Consider the following 17,269-nt stretch of genomic DNA (forward strand, 5'->3'; position numbering starts at 1 on the left):
GAAATGCCCTACCGGACCAGGTCTTCCGACGCCGGCGGCAGCCTGATCGTGAAGGCGGCGCCCTGCCCGGGGCTGCCCCAGGCCTCGATCGTGCCGCCGTGCCCGGTGATCACTTCCCGGGCCAACGCAAGCCCGAGTCCGAACCGGCGATGATCGTGGTCGCCGGCCCGGGCGAACCGGGCGAACAGGCGTTCGGCGTCGGCCGGGTCGAAACCGGTGCCGTCGTCGCGGACCACGACGGTGACCATGGCGCGGTCCCGGCCGAGCGTGACACTCACGTGCCCGCCGGTCTCGGTGTGACTCAAAGCGTTGTCGACCAGTGCGGTCAGCACCCGGCGCAGGGCCGCCTGGCGGCCGAGAACCCTGGTCGGCTCGCCGACTCCGGGGTCCAGTGTCAGGGCCACGTCCTGGTTCCGGGCACGGTCGGCCTGTTCCGCGATGACCGCCGATGCCACGGCTCGCAGGTCGATCGGGGTCTGGGCGTCGTCGCGGCGGCCGAGCTGGGTGGACAGCAGGAGATCCTCGACGACCTCGCCGAGGTGCCGGGTGCCGGTGACGAGGTGATCGACGTCGGCGCTGACCTGCTCGAGGTCGACGTCGGCGCGCAGATCCATCTGCAGCAACTGTGCCCGGGTGTGCAGCTGGGTCAACGGAGTCCGCAGCTCGTGGCTGGCGTCAGCGACGAACTGCCGCTGCCGGGCCAGGGCTTCGGCGAGGGGGGCGGTGGCGCGGCGGGCGAGCAGCGCGGCCGACAACACCGCGATGACCAGGCCGACCACTTCGCCGGCCAGCAGCGCGCCGAGGAGCCGTTCGCGTTCGTCGTGCTGCTCGTGGCGGCTCATGACGACCTGAACAGTCCGGGTTCCCCTCTGCCGGGTCAAGGCCAGGTAACCGCCCTCGCGGCCATCTATGCGGGTCGTCGCGGTCGGCGCGCCGGCACGGACCCGGTCGATCGCCTCCCGGTCGGGAAGCCCTTCAGGCACATCGTCGCTAGCATCGATCCCACCAGCAGCGTTCCGCACGAAGATCCACACACCGGGTGGTGGATCGTCCACGTCCTCCGCGGTCGCCGCGGTCTGCCGCAGCAGTGTCGCGGCGGCGGTGTTCTGGCTGTGGATCACCACGATCAGGGCCAGTGCACCGAGGACGAGCAGACTCACCGTGATCGCGGCCGCGGTCTGCGCCGCGATGACGCGCCGGGCCCGCGACAGCAGGGCCTGGTCCGGATCGCTCCTGGCCGTACCGGGCCGGTTCATCCGTGCCCCAGCCGGTAACCCACTCCTCGTACGGTGGCGATGGCGGTTACTCCAAGTTTGCGCCGCAGGTAGTGCACGTACGTGTCGACCAAGGCGACGCTCGCGGCGTCGGGGAAGACCTGGGTGACGATCTGCTCGCGGGTGAACGCCTGCGCCGGGTGCTGGGCCAGCAGGCGCAGCAGGTCACTCTCGCGGCCCGACAGGGCCGTGACCGACCCGTCCGGGCCGGTCACCGTCCGGGCGATCAGATCGAAGGTGGCAGCACCGACGGCGAGCCGCTCCCCCGCCCCGGTTCGGCCGCGCAAAAGTACCCGGACACGGGCCAGCAGCTCATCGACCTCGAACGGTTTGACCAGGTAGTCCTCGGCCCCGCTGTCCAGACCGGTCACCCGGTCGGCGACGGTACCGAGGGCGGTCAGCACGAGGACCGGGACGGTGACTCCGGAACGGCGCAGCCGGCCGAGCAGGTCGAGGCCCTCGATGGCGGGCAGCCCGCGGTCGAGGATCATGGCGTCGTAGCGGCGGGTCAGGGCCAGGTGCAGTCCGGCCTGGCCGTCCGGGGCGAGGTCGGGCTCGTAGCCGGCGCCGCGGAACAGGCGCAGCAGCAGCGGGCCCAGCTCGCGGTCGTCCTCGACCACCAGCACTCGGGCGGCGGGCAGGGCAGCATCGGTCATGGGGTCACTGTCGCAGGCTCGCATCCTCATCCGCCGTGTGCCGCGTCGAGCGCTGCTTGCAGTGACTGCCGGTAGCCGTCGCTGGTCACGGTGGCTCCGCTGACCCCGTCGATCCGGGCGCTCTGGGCCTGGAGGACCTGCTGCCGCAGCTTCGGCAGGGCGTAGGCGTTGATCTGGTCGTCGTGGCTGTTGCCGGTCGGGTGCTGCAGCACCCGTACCTGGGTGATCTTCGTCCCGGCGATCGTGGCCTGGATCTGGACCGGCCCCCACCGGGTCTGCGCCACCGTGCCGTTGACAGTCGTGGTCCGCACGGCGGGCTTGCGCGACGGGGAGCCGGCCGGCGGGGCCGCGGACGCGTCGGGGACGACCCCGGGTGCGGCGGCGGCCGAGGTGGTGCCCGGCAGTCCACCGCCGGTGCTGGTGCGGTAGCTGAACAGCAGCACGAGCGCGGCCAGGGTGGACACGATCAGCAGGGTGATCCGGCGCATTCTCATCGTCTCCCCGGTCGGTGCGGTGGGTTCACCATGCGAACTCCTCGGCATGGATGTGATCAGGGCCGACGCCGGCCTCGCGCAGCGTGGCCCGCACCCCGGCCATCCAGGGCGGCGGCCCACAGAGGAACGCGTCGTGCTGGGCCACGTCGGGCACCAGCCACCGCAGCGCGGCCAGGTCGCTGACCTGTGCGAAGCGGTCGGGCAGCCAGGAGCCGGGCCGGGCCCGGCCGCCGTCGAGGTAGATCACCCGGACCTGGCCGCGGCGGGCTGCCTCGTCGAGCTCGGTGCGAAACACGGCGTCCTCGGGCCGCCGGACCCGGTAGAGCAGGGTGACCTTCACGCCGGAACCGGCGAACTCGTCGATCAGCGCGCGCATGGTGGTGATCCCGACTCCGGCCGCGATCAGCAACACCCTCCGCGCACCGGATCGGCGGTCGGCGGTCAGGGCGCCGTAGGGTCCTTCGACCAGCACCCGGGTGCCCGGTCGCAGCGTTGCGGCGCGGGAGCTGCCGTCGCCGAGGTCCTTGACGGTGATCCGCAGTAGATCACCGGACGGTGCGGACGACAGCGTGTAGGGGTGTGCGCGGGTCCAGCCCGGCCCGTCGAGGAAGCGCCAGAGGAAGAACTGGCCGGCGCGGGCGGGGAGCCGGTCCAGGCGGTGCCCGCTCAGATACACCGACACCACACCCGGAGCCTCCGGTACGACCGCATGCACCCGGAGCCGGTGATACGCCGACCGGTACAGCGGCAGGCCGACCCGGAACACCACCACCGCGCCCAGCGCTACGGCGTACAGCCCCCACCAGTACAGCCGCGCGGGTGTTGAGGCGATGAAGTCAGCACCGGTCCACAACTGATGCGGCAGGGCCAGCCCGACCCCGAGGTACGCGTACAGGTGAATGAGGTGCCACGTCTCGTACCGTTGCCGGCGCCGTGCCAGCCGGATCGACAACACCACGACCAGGACGAGCAGTACGGTGCCGGCCGCCGCCAGGAGCATGCCGGGATATGTGGCGACCAGGTCCCAGATCTCGGCGACGACCCCCATGCCGCCGGCCTGCCCGTAGCCCACGGTGATCAGCACGACGTGGGCGATCATCAGCCAGAACGAGCAGAAGCCGACGAGGCGGTGACGGCGGGCCAGGGTGTCCTGGCCGTAGCTGCGCTCGACCCACGGGATCCGGGCCATCAGCAGAACCTGGAGCAGCAGCAGATCGGACGCGACCAGACCGGTCACCCGGCCGATCGAGGTCGCCGCACCACCCGGTGCGGCGAACCCGCGGAGCCCCCCGTTGTGCAACCAGAGCGCCACCACGACGACCACGCTGAGCAGTGCCGCCGAGCCGGCCAGCTCGGCCCACCACCGTCGCGGCGCACGCAGCCGGCGGCTCGTCCGGCCCGCGCCGGTCAGCCGGACCCGTCCTGTCACTCTGGTCACGCTCACGGCAGTTCACGGCCCCTTCCTCGTTCGGCTGACCGGTCCAGCGTCTCCGGCGAAAATGGGAAGACTCGAAGATTCGGTCCATAGCCTCTGCCCCGGACGCTCGGCCGATCTCGGGTCAGCTGGTTCGCGTCGCCTCCGCTGTCGTCTTGGAAGGACATTCATGGGCTCCGTCAACGGACTGCCGGCGCACATCCTGCTGGTGCACGCCATCGTGGTCCTGCTCCCGCTCGCCGCCCTCCTACTCGTGCTGACCGCCGTCTGGCCGGCCATGCGCCGCCGCCTGGCCGGCCCCAACGCCATACTGTCGGTGCTGGTCGTCGCGCTCGTGCCGGTCACCACCAGCGCCGGGGAATGGCTGGAACACCGAGTCGCCGAAACAGAGCTGGTGCGCGACCACACCGAGCTCGGCGACACCGCCATCTGGGTCGCCCTGCCGGTAGCCGTACTGGCCCTGCTGATCTGGTGGCGGCAGCGGGAAGCCACCGCCTCAGCCGGCACTAATGACACTGCCGGCACCGGTCAGCGGCGCACCTACCTGGCCCCGTTGTCGGTCACCATCACCCGGGTCGTCGCCGTCCTCGCGATCGTCGCCGGCACGGCCGCCGTCTACGACACCTACCGCATCGGTGACTCCGGAGCCAAAGCCTCCTGGACCGGCAACTTCAGCCCCACCGCCGCGCCCGGAGGACCCGACGGCGACTGAGTGAACCCGGCCGGCGCCAGGCCGGATTCCTCTGGCGTCAACCGGATGAACGGGAGCACACTGCGATCATGCAGACCGACCACCCGGCACCGCGACAATGACGCATCCCGGCGAACCACACACCGGCGGGCTGGCCGGCCGGTTGAACTGGCTGCGGGCCGGAGTGCTGGGCGCCAACGACGGCATCGTGTCCACCGCGGGCCTCGTCGTCGGGGTAGCCGGCGCAACCCTGGCAGCCGGCCCGATCCTGACCGCCGGGCTCGCCGGTCTCGTCGCCGGTGCCGTATCGATGGCCCTGGGCGAGTACGTCTCGGTCAGCAGCCAGCGCGACACCGAACGCGCCCTGCTCGCCAAGGAACGCACCGAGCTCGCTGAGTCCCCCGAGCAGGAACTCGACGAGCTGACCGCCCTCTACGAAGCCAAGGGCCTGACCGCAGCGACCGCACGCCTGGTAGCAGAGGAGCTCACCGCCAAGGACGCCTTCGCCGCCCACGCAGACGCCGAGCTGGGCATCGACCCCGACGCCCTCACCAACCCCTGGCACGCAGCCGGCGCCTCAGCGATCGCCTTCACCATCGGCTCGCTGCTCCCGCTGATCGCGATCCTGCTCCCACCGCCGCACCTCAGGGTGCCGGTCACCTTCACCGTGGTGATCCTCGCCCTCGCCGTGACCGGCGCGGTCAGCGCCCGGCTGGGCTCAGCCGGTATCACCCGTGCCGTCACCCGCCTGGTAGGCGGCGGCGCCCTGGCCATGGCAGTCACGTTCGGCATCGGACAACTCGTCGGCGCCGCTGTCGGGTAAGTCCCAGGTGCGGGTGTCACTACAAGCCGGTGTTCTGGCTGGCGGGTTCCGGACCTGACGAAGAAACCGCTCACACCGCCTTGAGCATCCTAGGAGGCTGGGTCATCGTATATTGCAGCGGTGCTGACAGCCCGCGGTCATCGCAGTGCGACGCTGCCGCGAGTGGCCAACGTTCGCGCCGCCGCCAGGCAAATTCCTGCCACCACAGGCCGGCGAGGCGATGGGCTGGGGTGCGCGCCTGCCGGAGATGCTGTCGCCGGGCCGGGGTGCTCCGGCGTTCGCGGGCTACCTCGTTCTGGCTGCGGTGTTGCCGCATGGCGGCTGCAGCACTCGGACGCCTGAGCTCGACAATGTGGCTTCCCGGCATCGCAGGTGCCGCCCCGGTGTCGGTCGCGGGCGTTGCCGAGGCGAGTGAAACATTCGAAGACCCGTTCCCGGTCGGCTCGGGAATGCCGGGGTCGTCGTCGGCGATGCTGATGCGCAAGCGGCTCGCCCCGGACCCTGCCCGTCCGGGTGGTGCCGGCGCCGCGCCAGTCGACGCGCGCCGGATCGGGCTCGTGCCTCTCGGTCACCACGACGGACGCACGCCGGAGGTCAATTCGCCGGCGGTCACCGTCAGTTCTCCCGGGTGAGATAGCGGACTGCGCGGATGGTCTCGGAAACGGCGATCGGGTTGCTCGGATCGGCGCGAACTGCGCGGAGGCGGCCCAGGTCATCGGGCTCGGAGGACAGCGGATCCCAGTCGTCGTACAGCTCGAGGTGGATCGTCTCGCCACCGAGAACCGCACGGCTGAGGCTCGTGTGGCCCTCACCGAAGCGCCAGCCCCGCGCGGCGAGCGCGTAGAGCCGCCGGCGGGGGAAATCCCGATCGAGGTACGGCTCGTACGGCTCGGCCTCGTAAACCTCCCGCTGCACCTGCTGGAACGGCTGCACGATCACATAATCGGCGAAGATGTCCGACCAGGCGGCAACATCGAGTTCGAGCGGATGCGCCACCCGTATGACGGCGTCGCCGGGGAGCACTACCGCCTGATCGGAGACGTCGGCGAGGGAACCGTCCTCGGCCACCCGGAAGGCCACCCCGGCGGACGAGATCCAGACGAGGCGGCGGGTGAGCACCCCCATCAGCGGATGCCTCACGAGAAACGCGAGGAAGTCCGGCAGTGCCCAGCCCCGGCCGGCGACCATGGCGTCGTCCAGGGCCCGGATGCGGTCGGCACCGATCGTGGTGAGCTCCTTCTTGAGGCGCTCAAAGCCGGGATGGCGGCGGGGCAGCCGGTTGACGACGACGCCCGAGGCATTGCGGAGGACGGGGCTGAGCGACTCGTCGACGGTGACGGTGTAGAGCTCGTCGCCGGCCTCGAGGGTGGTGCTGCCCCTACGGTCGAGGCCCAGGTCGGGCACGATCCGGTCGTCGAGCTGCTCGCGGCTCAGGCCACGGACGGCGGCGACCTTGTCCAGGCGTTTCCCGGCGTGGTTGCGCAGGCCCTTGGTGCGGGCCTTGGTAGCCGTGCGGTGCAGGTGGGTGATGGCTGTGTCCGTGCCGATCGAAGCGAGCGCGTCGAGGACGGCGGGCACCCTGGCAGAGGCCTCGACGGACCAGACCGGCAACTGCACGGCGAGGTCGTCCGCGGTGGTGTCGGTGCCGAGGTGGCCGAGCGCGGTCATCGGGAAGCGGCTGCCGTCCGCGTACTGGAATTCCCTCCACCGTTCGAAGATCGCCCACGCGAACCGGGCCGCGGACACCGGATCGAGCGCGGATCGGGCGGTGAGGAGCGCCGGGTGCGCCTTGTCCGGGGTCGAGCGGGCGATGAGTGCACAGAGCCGGTGCGCGGCGATCGGGGGCAGCGCTCCGGTGGCCGTCTCCAGCACCGGGAGACGTTGCACGACCAACCAGGTGGGGAGCCGGGGTGTGCGGCCCGGCACCTCGGCGAAGCCCTCGGGAAGCTCGCCGCCGGGTTCGGGGATGGTGTCGACAGGAAGCAGGGGGTCACCGGCGGGAAGCACTCGGGCGGCCCGCTCGGGGTCACGCCGGATGGCGGTGAGCAGGGCGGGTAGGACGTAATCCCGTTCCCGTTGCTCGGCGAGCACCGCGAACGCGTGGTCACCAGGCAGCGCGGCGAGGAACTTCACGATGGCCCGGCTCTCGACGGCGGAGCGGACGGCGGGCCATTCGCCCTTGGTCTGCGCGGCTATCAGCCCGGACAGGCCCGCGCCGACCGTGGTCACCCGGCCGGCCCGCAACTCCTCGACCTTGTCGCGGGCGGCCGGGGGCAGCGGTGACCAGTCGGTCCTGCCGTTCCTGGTCACGACGGCGGCGAGGAGGTCGGTGGCCAGGCCGGGGATGCTGAGCCGCAGATCGGCCAGGACGCGGGCGCAGAGCAGCGGATGCCGGATCAGCACGGTCGACGAGGAGACCAGCAGATCGAAGCGGGTGACCGCATGCCCCTCCCCCACGGCGGCTTCGAGCAGCAGCCGTACGGTCTCCTCGTCGGGGCAGAGCTCCAGCAGGCGCACAGTCTCGTCGTCGTAGCCCCGCCAGCCGCTGCGCAGCTCGGAACAGAGGTGCCGGCAGTCCTCGCTCATCAGCGCGGCGGCGGCGGCGGGGCCGACGTTGCGCAGCACCGTGCCGAACAACTCTCTGCTGTACAGATAGGTGTCACCGGCCAGGGTGTGCCGGCCGACGTGGCGCAATTGCCCGACACTGCGTACCGAGAACAGCAGCAGCCTGGACAGCTCCGTCCGTTCCCAGTGGGGCAGGTCGCGGCAGTCCTCGTCGATCCAGTCCGTGCGCTCGGGCACGAGATAGGAAGCGACGAGCCGGGCGGCGGGGTTGTCGCGACGCGGGGCCAGCTCCGCCATCACCTGGCCGATCAGCGCGGGTCCGGCGTGGACAAGTCTCGGGCGCAGGTGCTCCGCGAGGTAGATCGCCTCGGACGTGAAGGGCCCCAGGCCGGCCAGTTCGGCCACGGCCGCCGCCGCGAACGGCAGGCCGCCGAGGTCGAGCCAGGCGTCGACCAGGATGTCGAGGCTCAGGCTGATCGTGCCGTTCGGACCGCCGGTGGCGATCGCGACCTCGGCAACGCCCCGCGGTGTCGCCGAACCACCCGACCCGGTCAGGAAGTCCAGAGCCCGGGCACCCTCCGGGTCAAGACCGAGGCGGGGGGTACGGGAGAGCCAGTCGGTGTAACGGCTCAGCACATTGGGGCGAGGGTTGATCGGACGCAGGTCGGCGACGCAGCGCAACCAGTCCTCGGGGATCTCGAAAGGCACGCAGTGAAGCTAGCCCACCCCTACGACAAAAATTCCGCCCGATGGCGTCACGAGTCGCCGATGGCGCCGACGAGGTTTGGTAGACCTCGATGGCGCCATCGGAGTGTTGCTGGGAAGGAATCCGCGGTCAGCGGCAGGTCTTGCCCTTGTTGATACAGGTGGCGATTCTCTGCATGGTCTGCGCGGAGTTGACGTTGATGAAGTCGTTGTGGTCGGAGAAGGGGTTGTGGTCTTCCTCAGGGAAGGAGTCCAGCGCGTACTGGCCCTTGGTCTGCACATCGCGGGGGATGTCGTAGGAGAGGGTGATGCGTAGCTGCGGGATCGCGGCGAAGCCCTGCTTGCACGCGCCGGTTTTGGTATCGGCGAAGGCGACGTGGTCGCGGTGGTTGGTGCTGTCGATGTTCTTGCCGTCCCAGCAGCCGGGGAAGTCCTGAACGCGTTGGACCTGCTGACCCGGCGGGCAGATGGGGTACTTGTCGGAGAGGCGGTCGGTGAAGCCGGAGCAGGCCCAGGTGGCGCGGGCGTTGGCCGGACCGCGGCTGATCGGCTTGGCGTCACCGGTGAGCGCCCGCAGGAACTTCGGCATCGGGACGACCTTGCTGGTGGCGTTGCCGCGGTACTCGATGCGTACGGATGCGGGCCGGACGATGCCGCCGGTGTTGTTCGGCAGTTCGAGGTTCGGGCCCTGCGGGTCGGGCAGGGCGGCAGGAGCGCTGGGCGCCGCCGCTCCACCGTTCTGGTTGCCCGGGCCGTTCTGGCTGGGGGCTTGATCGGTGACGGTGCAGCCGGCCAGCTTCTCCAGGCCTTGCGGGCGTGCGGCACGGCGGGAGATGGCGATGCTGATGCGATCCAGGACGGCGGTGCGCTTGGCCTTCAGCGGCCCGAGGATGGCGTTGTCGACGAAGTTCTTCCCGCCCTGTCCGCGGGTGGTGACGAGACGTTCATTGGCCTCGGAGATCTGCCGGTCGAGTTCGGTGAGATTGCGGTTGACCTCGTCGAGCGCAGCGGTGGGTATGCCGGGGAGTTTGTCGCGTACGGTCGGGCACTGGACTTGCTGGTTGGCAGCCAGACCGGCTTTCACGCTGGCGGCGGTGTGGCGCATGGCGGCATGCATGCCGTCGTAGTTGGTGTCGCATTCCACGAGCGAGATCATGCCGGAGGTCCGGCCGCCACCGGCCGCGGCGATACTGTCGCTGATGCCCCTGATCAATGTGGTGCGCTGATCCCGCAGGTCGGCCAGAACGGAGGAGTTCAGGCGGGCATCGATGCGGCCCTTACCGGTCGCCATCCGCTCGTTGGCCGCGGCGTATCCGCGGTCGAGTTCGGCCAGCCTGTTGTCGACGGCGCGTTTGGCCTGTGCGGGCACGGCGGGCAGCCGGTTGCGCACGCTGGGGCATGTCACCATCGGGGTTGTCGCCGCGAGGGCACGCTGGGTGTCGGCTCCGGACCGGACGGTTTTGTCGATGCGTACGACGGGCCAGAAGTAGGAAGACTTGTCGCCGTTCTTGCAGGTGGTGCCGGAGGCGTCGAGGTCGGCGTTGGACGAGTTCGCGGTGATGGCGAGGTTTCCGACGAAGTCGTGGACGTGTTCGGCACCGTTCTTGATGCCGGGTTGCGCGACGGGGTTGTCCGGGCTGAACTTGCCGTTGCCGTTGGTGCCGCAGTCCACAGTGAAGGAACCTTTGGACGCTCCCGGACCGGATGCGGGATTCTGCACGTTGGGCCGGACGTTCTGGATGGCGACGAACTGGTTGATCTCGGTGGACGCGTCCGCAGTGCCTTTGCCGCCGCTGGAGACGAAGGTGGCGGTGAGGATCCCGGACGCGGCGACGACTGCCACGGCCACAGCGATCCTCGGGGTGGTGATGTGCTTTCGCCCTACTCGGCGTGGTGTAGTTCGCACGCTTTACTCCTCATGGTCTCTTGGGGATTCCGTGGCCGGCCCTGGTGTGAAGTCGCCACTCGCAAGTACGGGGAGAACGAGGCAGCAGACGGGTCTGCGGTGACCGCGTAAGCAGTCGGTAAGAAATCGGGCCGCTGATGATCGCGGCAGGCGCCTTCGCGCTGGTTACCAGACGACGAGGCCTTCCATGCCGGATCCGTCGGTGAACGCGGGCAGGCCCTCGTTCTCGGTTTCCACGAGGGTGAGTTCACCGTTCGGGCCGACTCGGAATCCTTCGACGGTGCCTGCGAGCGTGTTCTGGACGTACAGCAGCGTGCCGTCAGCGGTGGCGGCCAGGTCGATCGGGCCGGCGCCTGGGGCCTTGGCCGGTGCGGCGTCCGGGTCCTTCGCCGCGGCCGAGGCTGCGGCGGCGACCTCCGCAACCGCTTCCGGACCACCGGCGGCGGCGATCACGCCGTCCTTACCACCGATGCTGACTTTTCCTCGGCCGTCGACGGTGTAAAGGCTGATGGTGGAGCTGCCCGGGTTGGTGCCGTAGAAGAACTTTCCGGCCCGGGCGATCCAGCACAGCACCTGCTGGCCCGACTCCACCGACGGTGTGATGACGTCGAGGGTGCCGTTCCTGCGTAGCGCGTACGAGGTGACCCCGGACTTGGCGGCCTCGGTGACGAGTAGATGTCCGGACGGGTCGAAGACGAACGAGAACGGTACGTCTCCGGCCGATGTGGTGGTCACCGGTTTGGCGGAGAGCATGCCGTCGTGGGCGGCCGCGAAGACCTCGATCGTGTTCTTGCTTTTCGTGGTGACCAGTAGGTGCCGGCCATCGGGGCTGAAGCCGACTTGTGGCGGAGAGTCGGTGAACAGCGGCACGGCGGCGTTGGTGACACCCAGCTTCCGGATCGAGCCGGGAAGCGGACGCAGTCCGTCGTGAGTCAGCCGAAAGCCGGTCACGTTCGTGGTGCCCCCGGCGTTGAGGACGTAGACGGTCTTGCCGGAGACGGCGATGCTCGTCGGGAAGTCACCGCCGGATTTCACTGTGCGAGGGTTGGTGAGCTTGCCGTCCTGCTCTCGGAAGGTGGTGACCGAGTTGCTACCGGCGTTCACCGCGATCATCAGGTGTTGCCGGCGGTCGAAGACGAGGGATTCCTGCGATGCAAGGGGATCGAACGGGTTGTCCTTCTGAGCACCGCCGCGGCCCCCGGTCGGGTACTCGCCGGCTGCTGTCAGTTTGCCGTCCGCCGCCCGCCGGAAGGCCAGGATCGAGTTTCGTTCCGGGTCGTTCGACTGGACGAACACCATCCCGCCGCGTCCCGCCGGAGCGCGGTTGTCGGCGACCTTGGATCGCTTGCCGGACGGGTTCTCATGCGCCGATGCGACTCCCGTGGACACCCCACCAGCCGTTACCAACAGGCCAACGGCCGCGGCGATACCAGTTCTCCTACGCATGTCTGCCCTACCTCCGTCGACGAACGCTGCATTCCGTCATCAGGTACGGCACTACCGCAGCGCCAGTTGAACGTCGGAGCCGGTCGTAAGGAGTGCGTAATACCTCCCGCCGGATGGGTGACCCGGTCGGACGCCGCGAACCCCGTCCGGCGTGTCACCCAACCCGGCCGACGTTTCCCTTCAGGGGCACTCGCTGACGTTTCCGAGCAAGGTGGACGGCTCGGTGTGGCCCGACGTCCAGACGATCGGCGTCTGTTCCGGCATCTGGCGGATGCACTGACAGATCACCTCGTCCTCGTCGGCGCAGGCGGCGTACCAGCGGATAGTGAACGACCCGTTCATGAACCCGTGACATGTCCCGATCGTCTTGCCTGTCATGGAGAAGAAAGTGGACGCCACCATCGCGTGGATCGATGCCCGGATCGAGAACCCGCCCGACGGCGTGCTGGTCCTGGGCGCGGTCACCGGCCGTTACCCGGCCGACGAGGGCGAGGTCTCGTCGGCCGGGCAGGATTCCTGGCTGGTGATAGCCATGCACCTCCGCTCGGTTCATCCGGTCGAGGGCAGCGACCAGGTCATCCGCGGCCGTTACTGGGACTGCGACCAGGTGGTCCGCAAACCGTAAGATGCCGTGTCGAAGGAGGGTGTGACCCACTGGGCAGCCCTGCCACCGCTGCCGGGGGCACCCACGTCCCTGCTCACAGGTGTGCCGGTCGCATCGGACCCTGACCTCAGCGGTGCTGTGGGCGGCCGGGAACTGGATCTTCGACGCTGCCTCGCTGTGGCTGTTCCTGGCCGCCTACGGCCACCGCATCAACCCCGTCACGCTGTTCGTCGCCTACGGCATAGCCAACCTGCTGGGCACCCTGCCGGTCAGCCCCGGCGGCCTGGGTATCATCGAAGGTGTCCTCGTCCCGTCCCTGGTCGGCTTCGGCGCCCCGTCCGCCGTCGCAGTGCTGGCGGTGGTCTCCTGGCGGCTGTTCGAGTTCTGGGCACCGATCCCGATCGGCAGCCTCAGCTACCTCTCCCTGCGCCTGCAACGCTGGTGGAGCACCCGCGGCCCGACCCAGTGAACGCCGAAGCAAATCATGATGTCTTCATCCGGTCATGATGCGCTCAGACGACGCGGCCTGAGAACGCGACGAGGCGGTCCAGCGCAGGTGCGGTGTCGTTGATCGGGGTCGATGGGTTGAAGCCCGCGCTCTTGCGCAGTTCGGGCGTGACGATCTTTTCCGCGAGCCCAAGTACGTAGGTGGCGACCTCATCAGACACGGCCACCTTCTGCTCCGTGGCTGACGCGAAGTCCCACGCGTGCACGAGGAACTCCACGGACAGGATGCTCGCTGCGATGGTTGCCGGCAGGTCCTGCGGCCCGGCTTTCACCGTGCCCTCAAGACCTCGCTCCATCCAGGTCTCGACCGCCTGCTGCGCCGCGTCGGCGATCCGCGACTCCAGATCACCGGCTGACGCGGGAATGAGCGTGCTGCCGGCCAGGCTGGTCAGCGATGTCAACGAACCCAGCAGGTGCGCCTCGAGCTGACCCACGGTGAACTCCGGGCACGGCGTCGAATTGCTGAGGTCGTGTTCGCCGATGCCGCGCAGCACGTGCTGCAGGACGGCGAGCGTGGCGTTGGCAGACGTGAGTGGGTCGAGGCGCGCCGGGGCGGCGGCCCACTCGTCGGGACCTGCGTCACCGGCGGCGGCGGCGCGTTCCAGCCGTTCGAAGAAGTGGGTCCAGCCTTCGAGGAAGTCCTTGCCTTGGTCTTCGGGAAGACCCTCGTGGACCAGGCGCACGAGGGTGCCGCCATCGGTGGGCTCGATCGTGATGGTCACCGTGTCCGTGCGAGGCTCGGCCGGCAGGTCCGCACCGAAGCTGAAAACGATCCGGCGGCCGGGGTCGACTTCGGTGACCGTGCCGACCATGACGGCCATGGGGGTGAGGATCCAGCGAAACTCCCCGCCCGCTCGCAGGTCGACCCGGGCGGAGACGGTGAGCCAGCGGCGCAGACGGTCGGGCTGGGTGATGAGAGCGAAGGCCTCGTCGGCAGAGACGGGCAGCAGTGCGGTCTTCTCGATGGTCATGGGCGGTGCTCCTCGGGTTGCGTGGTGGCTCTCTTGGTGGCGTCGTCGACCAAGAGGTCGAGCTCGGTGCTCCAGAAGCGGTCGATCTCGGCGCGCAACTGGACGATGCCGGCGGGTACGACGCTGTAGAGGCGCTGCCGACCGTCCTTGCGGGCGGTCACGAGCCCGGCGTCGGCCAGCACCGCAAGGTGCTGGGAGATCGCCGGCCGGGTCACCGTGAACTGCTCGGCCAACTCGCTGACCGTCCGTGGACCTGCCGCCAGCAGCTGCAGCAGGCGTCGCCGGGTCGGCTCAGCTGCTGCTGAGAGGGCGTCGGCCACTCGAATACGTTAGCCCGGACTTACGCATTTGCAAAGGAGGCCGGCGCCCCGTGCCGCGAGTACTCGAACCACTCGACGGCGCTCGGGTTCCTCGACACCCGCCGCATCCAGGTGGAGGCGGTGCACCTCAAGTGGTGCGGCCACCCGCCTCGCTGACCAGCACGTGACGATCACGGCGACGCTGACCGCGCATGCGCTCAACGTCGGCATCGTGCCGGCAATCTCCGACCGGGCGCTGGCCCCGGGCCGGATCAGCCATGTCGACGCCACGGCAAGTAGAACGCGAACCGGGCTATTCGCCCGGGCGCGGGCGGCAAGGCAGATCTGGCGGCCGGGGGCAGCGGCGGCGCCCACCCGCCGAGTAGAACGGGGCGATCGGTTTTGCCTCACCGAGCCGGCGGTGGCGCTGCCCATGGTGTAGGCGAGCCTTTCGTCACGAGGGGCCCCGACGCTAACGGCGCCGGGGCCCTCCCGTTCCACTGCTACCACCGTTGCCCGCTGTCAGCAGCTACCGAGGCACGTCGGGAAGGATCACGAACCGACAAGAACCGACATGATGCCGCTGCAAGGTGCAGGTGTCTCCAGTGGGCAGATGCACCCGGCCGCATTCGCCCCGCCGGGCTGAGTCCTCTTCGAGCGACGGGATGTGCAGTTCCGGCCGGTCGTCGTCATCACGGTGGTCGCTCACAAGATTCTCCCGATCGACCGGTGGTGGGTCGCTTTTCACGACGTCCACGTCCAGTCGCGGACCTCGGGCAGGTCCTCGAAGTTCTCCCGGATGTAGGCATGGTGCCGCTCCAGCATCTGCTGACAGTGTTGAGCCAGATCAAGACCCTTCTCCGGTACGCGGCGGGAATGGCGAAGCGCCTCGAGGACCAGGTGGTAACGGCTCATCCGATTGAGCACGACCATGTCGAACGGTGTGGTCGTGGTGCCCTGCTCGTTGAAGCCACGCACGTGGAACCGCCCCGGGTGCACCCGGCCGTGCAGCAGCTCGTGGATCGCCCGCGGGTAGCCGTGGAACGCGAACACCACATCGGTGTCAGTGGTGAACATGGCCTCGAACTGCTGGTCGCTGAACCCGTGCGGGTGATCGTCGGCGGGCAGCAACGCCATCAGGTCGACCACGTTGACGACCCGGACCCTCAGGTAGGGCACCCAGTCCCGCAGCAGCTTGGCCGCGGCCAGGATTTCCAGGGTGGGCGTGTCACCGGCACGCCACCGTCAGATCAGGGTGGTCGAAGGCGGCGCCGGCCGCGTGCGCGAGGGCGTAACCGAGCTCCCCGCCCTCGTGGATGCTGCCCGGCATCTGCACGCTGACGTGGCTGGGCACCCCCCACCCGGAGTGGAGAACTGTCGCACCAGGGCAGTCAACCCGTCGAGTCCTGCGGCGATGTTCGGATAGATCTCGCTGTAGGTGCCCTCGAGGTAGACATTCGCGAGTAGCGCGGGCCCGCCGTGGCCCGGCCCGGCGACGTAGATGACGTCTGATCCGGTGTCCCGGATGAGCCGGTTGAGCAGGGTGTAGATCATCGACAGGCCCGGGCTGGTGCCCCAGTGCCCGAGCAGGCGGGGCTTGATGTCGGCGACGCTCAGCGGGTCACGGCCCAGCGGGTTGCCCTGCAAATAGATCTGGGCGACGGTCAGATAGTTCGCGGCAGCCCACCACCGCAGATCAAGCTCCCGATCATGGTCGGTGTAGTGCAGTGCCGTCGTCACCGGTTCGGCCAGGGTGTCCATGAATGAGTTCTCCTTCGTGCCTTGTGACAGCGCCGGAGGACGTGTGCGGTTGCGCCGCCCTCTGACAGCCTGCTTTCTGGGCATGGCCGGATTTTCTCTCGGCAAGTGGCACCCGAGGCAGAGGCTTTGGTCCCGCCCGCGCCGGTCATATCACCCCCATCTCAGCCCCCACCGGGGGGCGGGTGGACGCCCTGCATCCGACCCGTCGAGTGGGGCCGTTCGGCCCTGCACCGAAACATGCCGGGAGCCGACCGTGGAACAAGACCCAACTCTGGAGGTTCCCTCATGACCGCATCAACCGAGCGGACGAACCGCGAGACGACCGCCGTCCTCTACGCTGCGGCCCGGGCATCGCTGCGCGCGCCGTCGGTGTTCAACACCCAGCCGTGGAAGTGTCACATCACCGGCGATACTCACCGTCGATCGGTTCCCGGACCCCGCACGCCCCGACCTGCTCACCCGCGTCCACCTCGGCAAGGCAGTACCACCCGACCCGGAGGCGCAGCGGATGGCCGCGGTCATCCCGCGCCGACACACCGACCGGCGAGCCTTCGCCGACCGGCACGTGTCTGAAGCGATCCTCACCCGCCTGCGTCGCTTCGTCGAGTCCGAGGGCGCGTACCTGCATGTGGTGCCGCAGGATCAGATCCCGATGCTGGCCGTGTCCACCGAGCAGGCCACCGGCGCGGAACGCAACGACCCCGCCTACCGCGAGGAGCTCAACAAGTGGACCAACCGGCCGCAGTGGCGTGGCGACGGTGTGCCGCCGTCGACCGCTGTACAACCCACCCTGCGCCGGGTCGGCGTTCGCGACTTCGTCCCGGAGGGCGCGACCGGCGGTCTGACCGCCGGCGACGGCTTCACCCACCGGTCGTCGAACCCTCGTGGCGGCTCACCGCCCGCTCGACGACCCTCTATCTGCCGTATACGTCCGCTCCCGGCGCGGCCGGTCGGGATGATCAGGTCGAGGCGGATCTTCTTGACGGACTCGCCCGCGGCCCGCTGGCGCAGCATGTCGTCAGTGACAACCATGACAAGGCCACGGCATACCGGCCTGGTGCACTGCCCGATGCGCTGACCGCGGCTATGTGCTGTGGTCGACGGCGTACGGATTCCGGCCGAACCGGTGCCG

At 69.3% G+C, this 17,269-nt stretch carries 18 protein-coding genes and 1 pseudogene; 7 read left to right on the forward strand and 12 right to left on the reverse strand.

The annotated features are described in order from the left end of the window. Positions 1 to 8: 8 nt before the first annotated feature. From Aco04nite_RS45740 to Aco04nite_RS45755, 4 genes are read right to left on the reverse strand one after another with little or no spacing between them, the layout of a single operon-like run. A complete protein-coding gene (locus tag Aco04nite_RS45740; protein ID WP_213003452.1) occupies positions 9 to 1,256 on the reverse strand; it encodes a sensor histidine kinase in 1,248 nt (415 codons plus the stop codon). Then, entirely contained in the window at positions 1,253 to 1,930 is a 678-nt protein-coding gene (locus Aco04nite_RS45745) for a response regulator transcription factor (RefSeq protein ID WP_244876782.1), read from the reverse strand. The genes Aco04nite_RS45740 and Aco04nite_RS45745 overlap by 4 nt, the downstream gene beginning before the upstream one ends. 26 nt (positions 1,931 to 1,956) lie before the next feature. Continuing rightward, positions 1,957 to 2,418, reverse strand: coding sequence for an FMN-binding protein (locus Aco04nite_RS45750; protein ID WP_213003454.1), 462 nt, complete (start codon positions 2,416 to 2,418; stop codon positions 1,957 to 1,959). Between the two features lie 31 nt (positions 2,419 to 2,449). Further along, complete coding sequence (locus Aco04nite_RS45755) at positions 2,450 to 3,853, reverse strand: ferredoxin reductase family protein (protein ID WP_244876783.1); 1,404 nt, start codon at positions 3,851 to 3,853, stop codon at positions 2,450 to 2,452. Positions 3,854 to 4,028: 175 nt separating this feature from the next. On the opposite strand from Aco04nite_RS45755, the gene Aco04nite_RS45760 reads away from it, so the two are divergent. The 3 genes from Aco04nite_RS45760 to Aco04nite_RS45770 all read left to right on the forward strand — a co-directional run bounded on the left by Aco04nite_RS45760 (position 4,029) and on the right by Aco04nite_RS45770 (position 6,005). Then, positions 4,029 to 4,571, forward strand: a complete 543-nt coding sequence (locus Aco04nite_RS45760; protein WP_213003455.1) for a DUF2231 domain-containing protein — start codon at positions 4,029 to 4,031, stop codon at positions 4,569 to 4,571. Between the two features lie 97 nt (positions 4,572 to 4,668). Continuing rightward, the gene (locus tag Aco04nite_RS45765) at positions 4,669 to 5,373 is read left to right on the forward strand and encodes a VIT1/CCC1 transporter family protein (RefSeq protein WP_213003456.1); all 705 of its coding nucleotides are present in this window, start codon (positions 4,669 to 4,671) and stop codon (positions 5,371 to 5,373) included. A 383-nt stretch (positions 5,374 to 5,756) separates the two neighbouring features. Next, positions 5,757 to 6,005, forward strand: coding sequence for a hypothetical protein (locus Aco04nite_RS45770; RefSeq protein ID WP_213003457.1), 249 nt, complete (start codon positions 5,757 to 5,759; stop codon positions 6,003 to 6,005). On the opposite strand, the gene Aco04nite_RS45775 is transcribed toward Aco04nite_RS45770, so the two are convergent. From Aco04nite_RS45775 to Aco04nite_RS45790, 4 genes are all read right to left on the reverse strand, one after another. Next, on the reverse strand, positions 5,989 to 8,646 hold the full coding sequence (locus tag Aco04nite_RS45775) for a DUF4132 domain-containing protein (RefSeq protein WP_213003458.1): 2,658 nt from the start codon (positions 8,644 to 8,646) through the stop codon (positions 5,989 to 5,991). The two genes, Aco04nite_RS45770 and Aco04nite_RS45775, sit on opposite strands and share 17 nt — an antisense overlap. A 127-nt stretch (positions 8,647 to 8,773) precedes the next feature. Further along, positions 8,774 to 10,486 (reverse strand): DUF1996 domain-containing protein, encoded by a 1,713-nt coding sequence (locus tag Aco04nite_RS45780; RefSeq protein WP_244876784.1) that lies wholly within the window; start codon positions 10,484 to 10,486, stop codon positions 8,774 to 8,776. A 228-nt stretch (positions 10,487 to 10,714) separates the two neighbouring features. Continuing rightward, positions 10,715 to 11,938, reverse strand: coding sequence for a lactonase family protein (locus tag Aco04nite_RS45785; protein ID WP_213003459.1), 1,224 nt, complete (start codon positions 11,936 to 11,938; stop codon positions 10,715 to 10,717). A 237-nt stretch (positions 11,939 to 12,175) separates the two neighbouring features. Then, positions 12,176 to 12,373: a hypothetical protein gene (locus tag Aco04nite_RS45790; RefSeq protein WP_213003460.1), complete on the reverse strand. Its 198-nt coding sequence runs from the start codon at positions 12,371 to 12,373 to the stop codon at positions 12,176 to 12,178. Between Aco04nite_RS45790 and Aco04nite_RS45795 the strand changes: the two genes are divergently transcribed. After that, entirely contained in the window at positions 12,372 to 12,620 is a 249-nt protein-coding gene (locus Aco04nite_RS45795; RefSeq protein WP_213003461.1) for an AQJ64_40280 family protein, read from the forward strand. The two genes, Aco04nite_RS45790 and Aco04nite_RS45795, sit on opposite strands and share 2 nt — an antisense overlap. A gap of 79 nt (positions 12,621 to 12,699) precedes the next feature. Further along, entirely contained in the window at positions 12,700 to 13,068 is a 369-nt protein-coding gene (locus Aco04nite_RS45800) for a lysylphosphatidylglycerol synthase transmembrane domain-containing protein (RefSeq protein ID WP_213003462.1), read from the forward strand. A gap of 43 nt (positions 13,069 to 13,111) precedes the next feature. Here the strand turns inward: Aco04nite_RS45800 and Aco04nite_RS45805 are convergent, their stop codons facing one another. Together Aco04nite_RS45805 and Aco04nite_RS45810 are read right to left on the reverse strand one after the other, a co-directional pair. Then, entirely contained in the window at positions 13,112 to 14,077 is a 966-nt protein-coding gene (locus Aco04nite_RS45805; protein WP_213003463.1) for a TIGR03086 family metal-binding protein, read from the reverse strand. Further along, the gene (locus Aco04nite_RS45810; RefSeq protein ID WP_213003464.1) at positions 14,074 to 14,397 is read right to left on the reverse strand and encodes an ArsR/SmtB family transcription factor; all 324 of its coding nucleotides are present in this window, start codon (positions 14,395 to 14,397) and stop codon (positions 14,074 to 14,076) included. Before Aco04nite_RS45810 ends, Aco04nite_RS45805 begins: the two co-directional genes overlap by 4 nt. 163 nt (positions 14,398 to 14,560) lie before the next feature. Between Aco04nite_RS45810 and Aco04nite_RS45815 the strand changes: the two genes are divergently transcribed. Further along, positions 14,561 to 14,818, forward strand: coding sequence for a hypothetical protein (locus tag Aco04nite_RS45815; protein ID WP_213003465.1), 258 nt, complete (start codon positions 14,561 to 14,563; stop codon positions 14,816 to 14,818). A gap of 302 nt (positions 14,819 to 15,120) precedes the next feature. Here the strand turns inward: Aco04nite_RS45815 and Aco04nite_RS45820 are convergent, their stop codons facing one another. Both Aco04nite_RS45820 and Aco04nite_RS45825 read right to left on the reverse strand, forming a co-directional pair. Then, the gene (locus tag Aco04nite_RS45820) at positions 15,121 to 15,555 is read right to left on the reverse strand and encodes a phosphoketolase family protein (RefSeq protein WP_244876785.1); all 435 of its coding nucleotides are present in this window, start codon (positions 15,553 to 15,555) and stop codon (positions 15,121 to 15,123) included. 55 nt (positions 15,556 to 15,610) lie between these two features. Beyond that, a pseudogene (locus Aco04nite_RS45825) lies at positions 15,611 to 16,137 on the reverse strand (phosphoketolase family protein); the annotation flags it as partial. Between the two features lie 565 nt (positions 16,138 to 16,702). Here Aco04nite_RS45825 and Aco04nite_RS45830 point away from each other — a divergent pair. Beyond that, the gene (locus Aco04nite_RS45830) at positions 16,703 to 17,215 is read left to right on the forward strand and encodes a hypothetical protein (RefSeq protein ID WP_213003466.1); all 513 of its coding nucleotides are present in this window, start codon (positions 16,703 to 16,705) and stop codon (positions 17,213 to 17,215) included. Positions 17,216 to 17,269 lie beyond the last annotated feature (54 nt).

The sequence above is a fragment of the Winogradskya consettensis genome (genome assembly GCF_018332715.1).
Classification (GTDB): domain Bacteria; phylum Actinomycetota; class Actinomycetes; order Mycobacteriales; family Micromonosporaceae; genus Actinoplanes; species Actinoplanes consettensis.

Coding starts and splice junctions, on each gene's coding strand:
- Aco04nite_RS45760 (WP_213003455.1), top strand. CDS start 4,029: ATGGGCTCCGTCAACGGACTGCCGGCGCACATCCTGCTGGTGCACGCC.
- Aco04nite_RS45765 (WP_213003456.1), top strand. CDS start 4,669: ATGACGCATCCCGGCGAACCACACACCGGCGGGCTGGCCGGCCGGTTG.
- Aco04nite_RS45745 (WP_244876782.1), bottom strand. CDS start 1,930: ATGACCGATGCTGCCCTGCCCGCCGCCCGAGTGCTGGTGGTCGAGGAC.
- Aco04nite_RS45805 (WP_213003463.1), bottom strand. CDS start 14,077: ATGACCATCGAGAAGACCGCACTGCTGCCCGTCTCTGCCGACGAGGCC.
- Aco04nite_RS45740 (WP_213003452.1), bottom strand. CDS start 1,256: ATGAACCGGCCCGGTACGGCCAGGAGCGATCCGGACCAGGCCCTGCTG.
- Aco04nite_RS45790 (WP_213003460.1), bottom strand. CDS start 12,373: ATGACAGGCAAGACGATCGGGACATGTCACGGGTTCATGAACGGGTCG.
- Aco04nite_RS45750 (WP_213003454.1), bottom strand. CDS start 2,418: ATGCGCCGGATCACCCTGCTGATCGTGTCCACCCTGGCCGCGCTCGTG.
- Aco04nite_RS45795 (WP_213003461.1), top strand. CDS start 12,372: ATGGAGAAGAAAGTGGACGCCACCATCGCGTGGATCGATGCCCGGATC.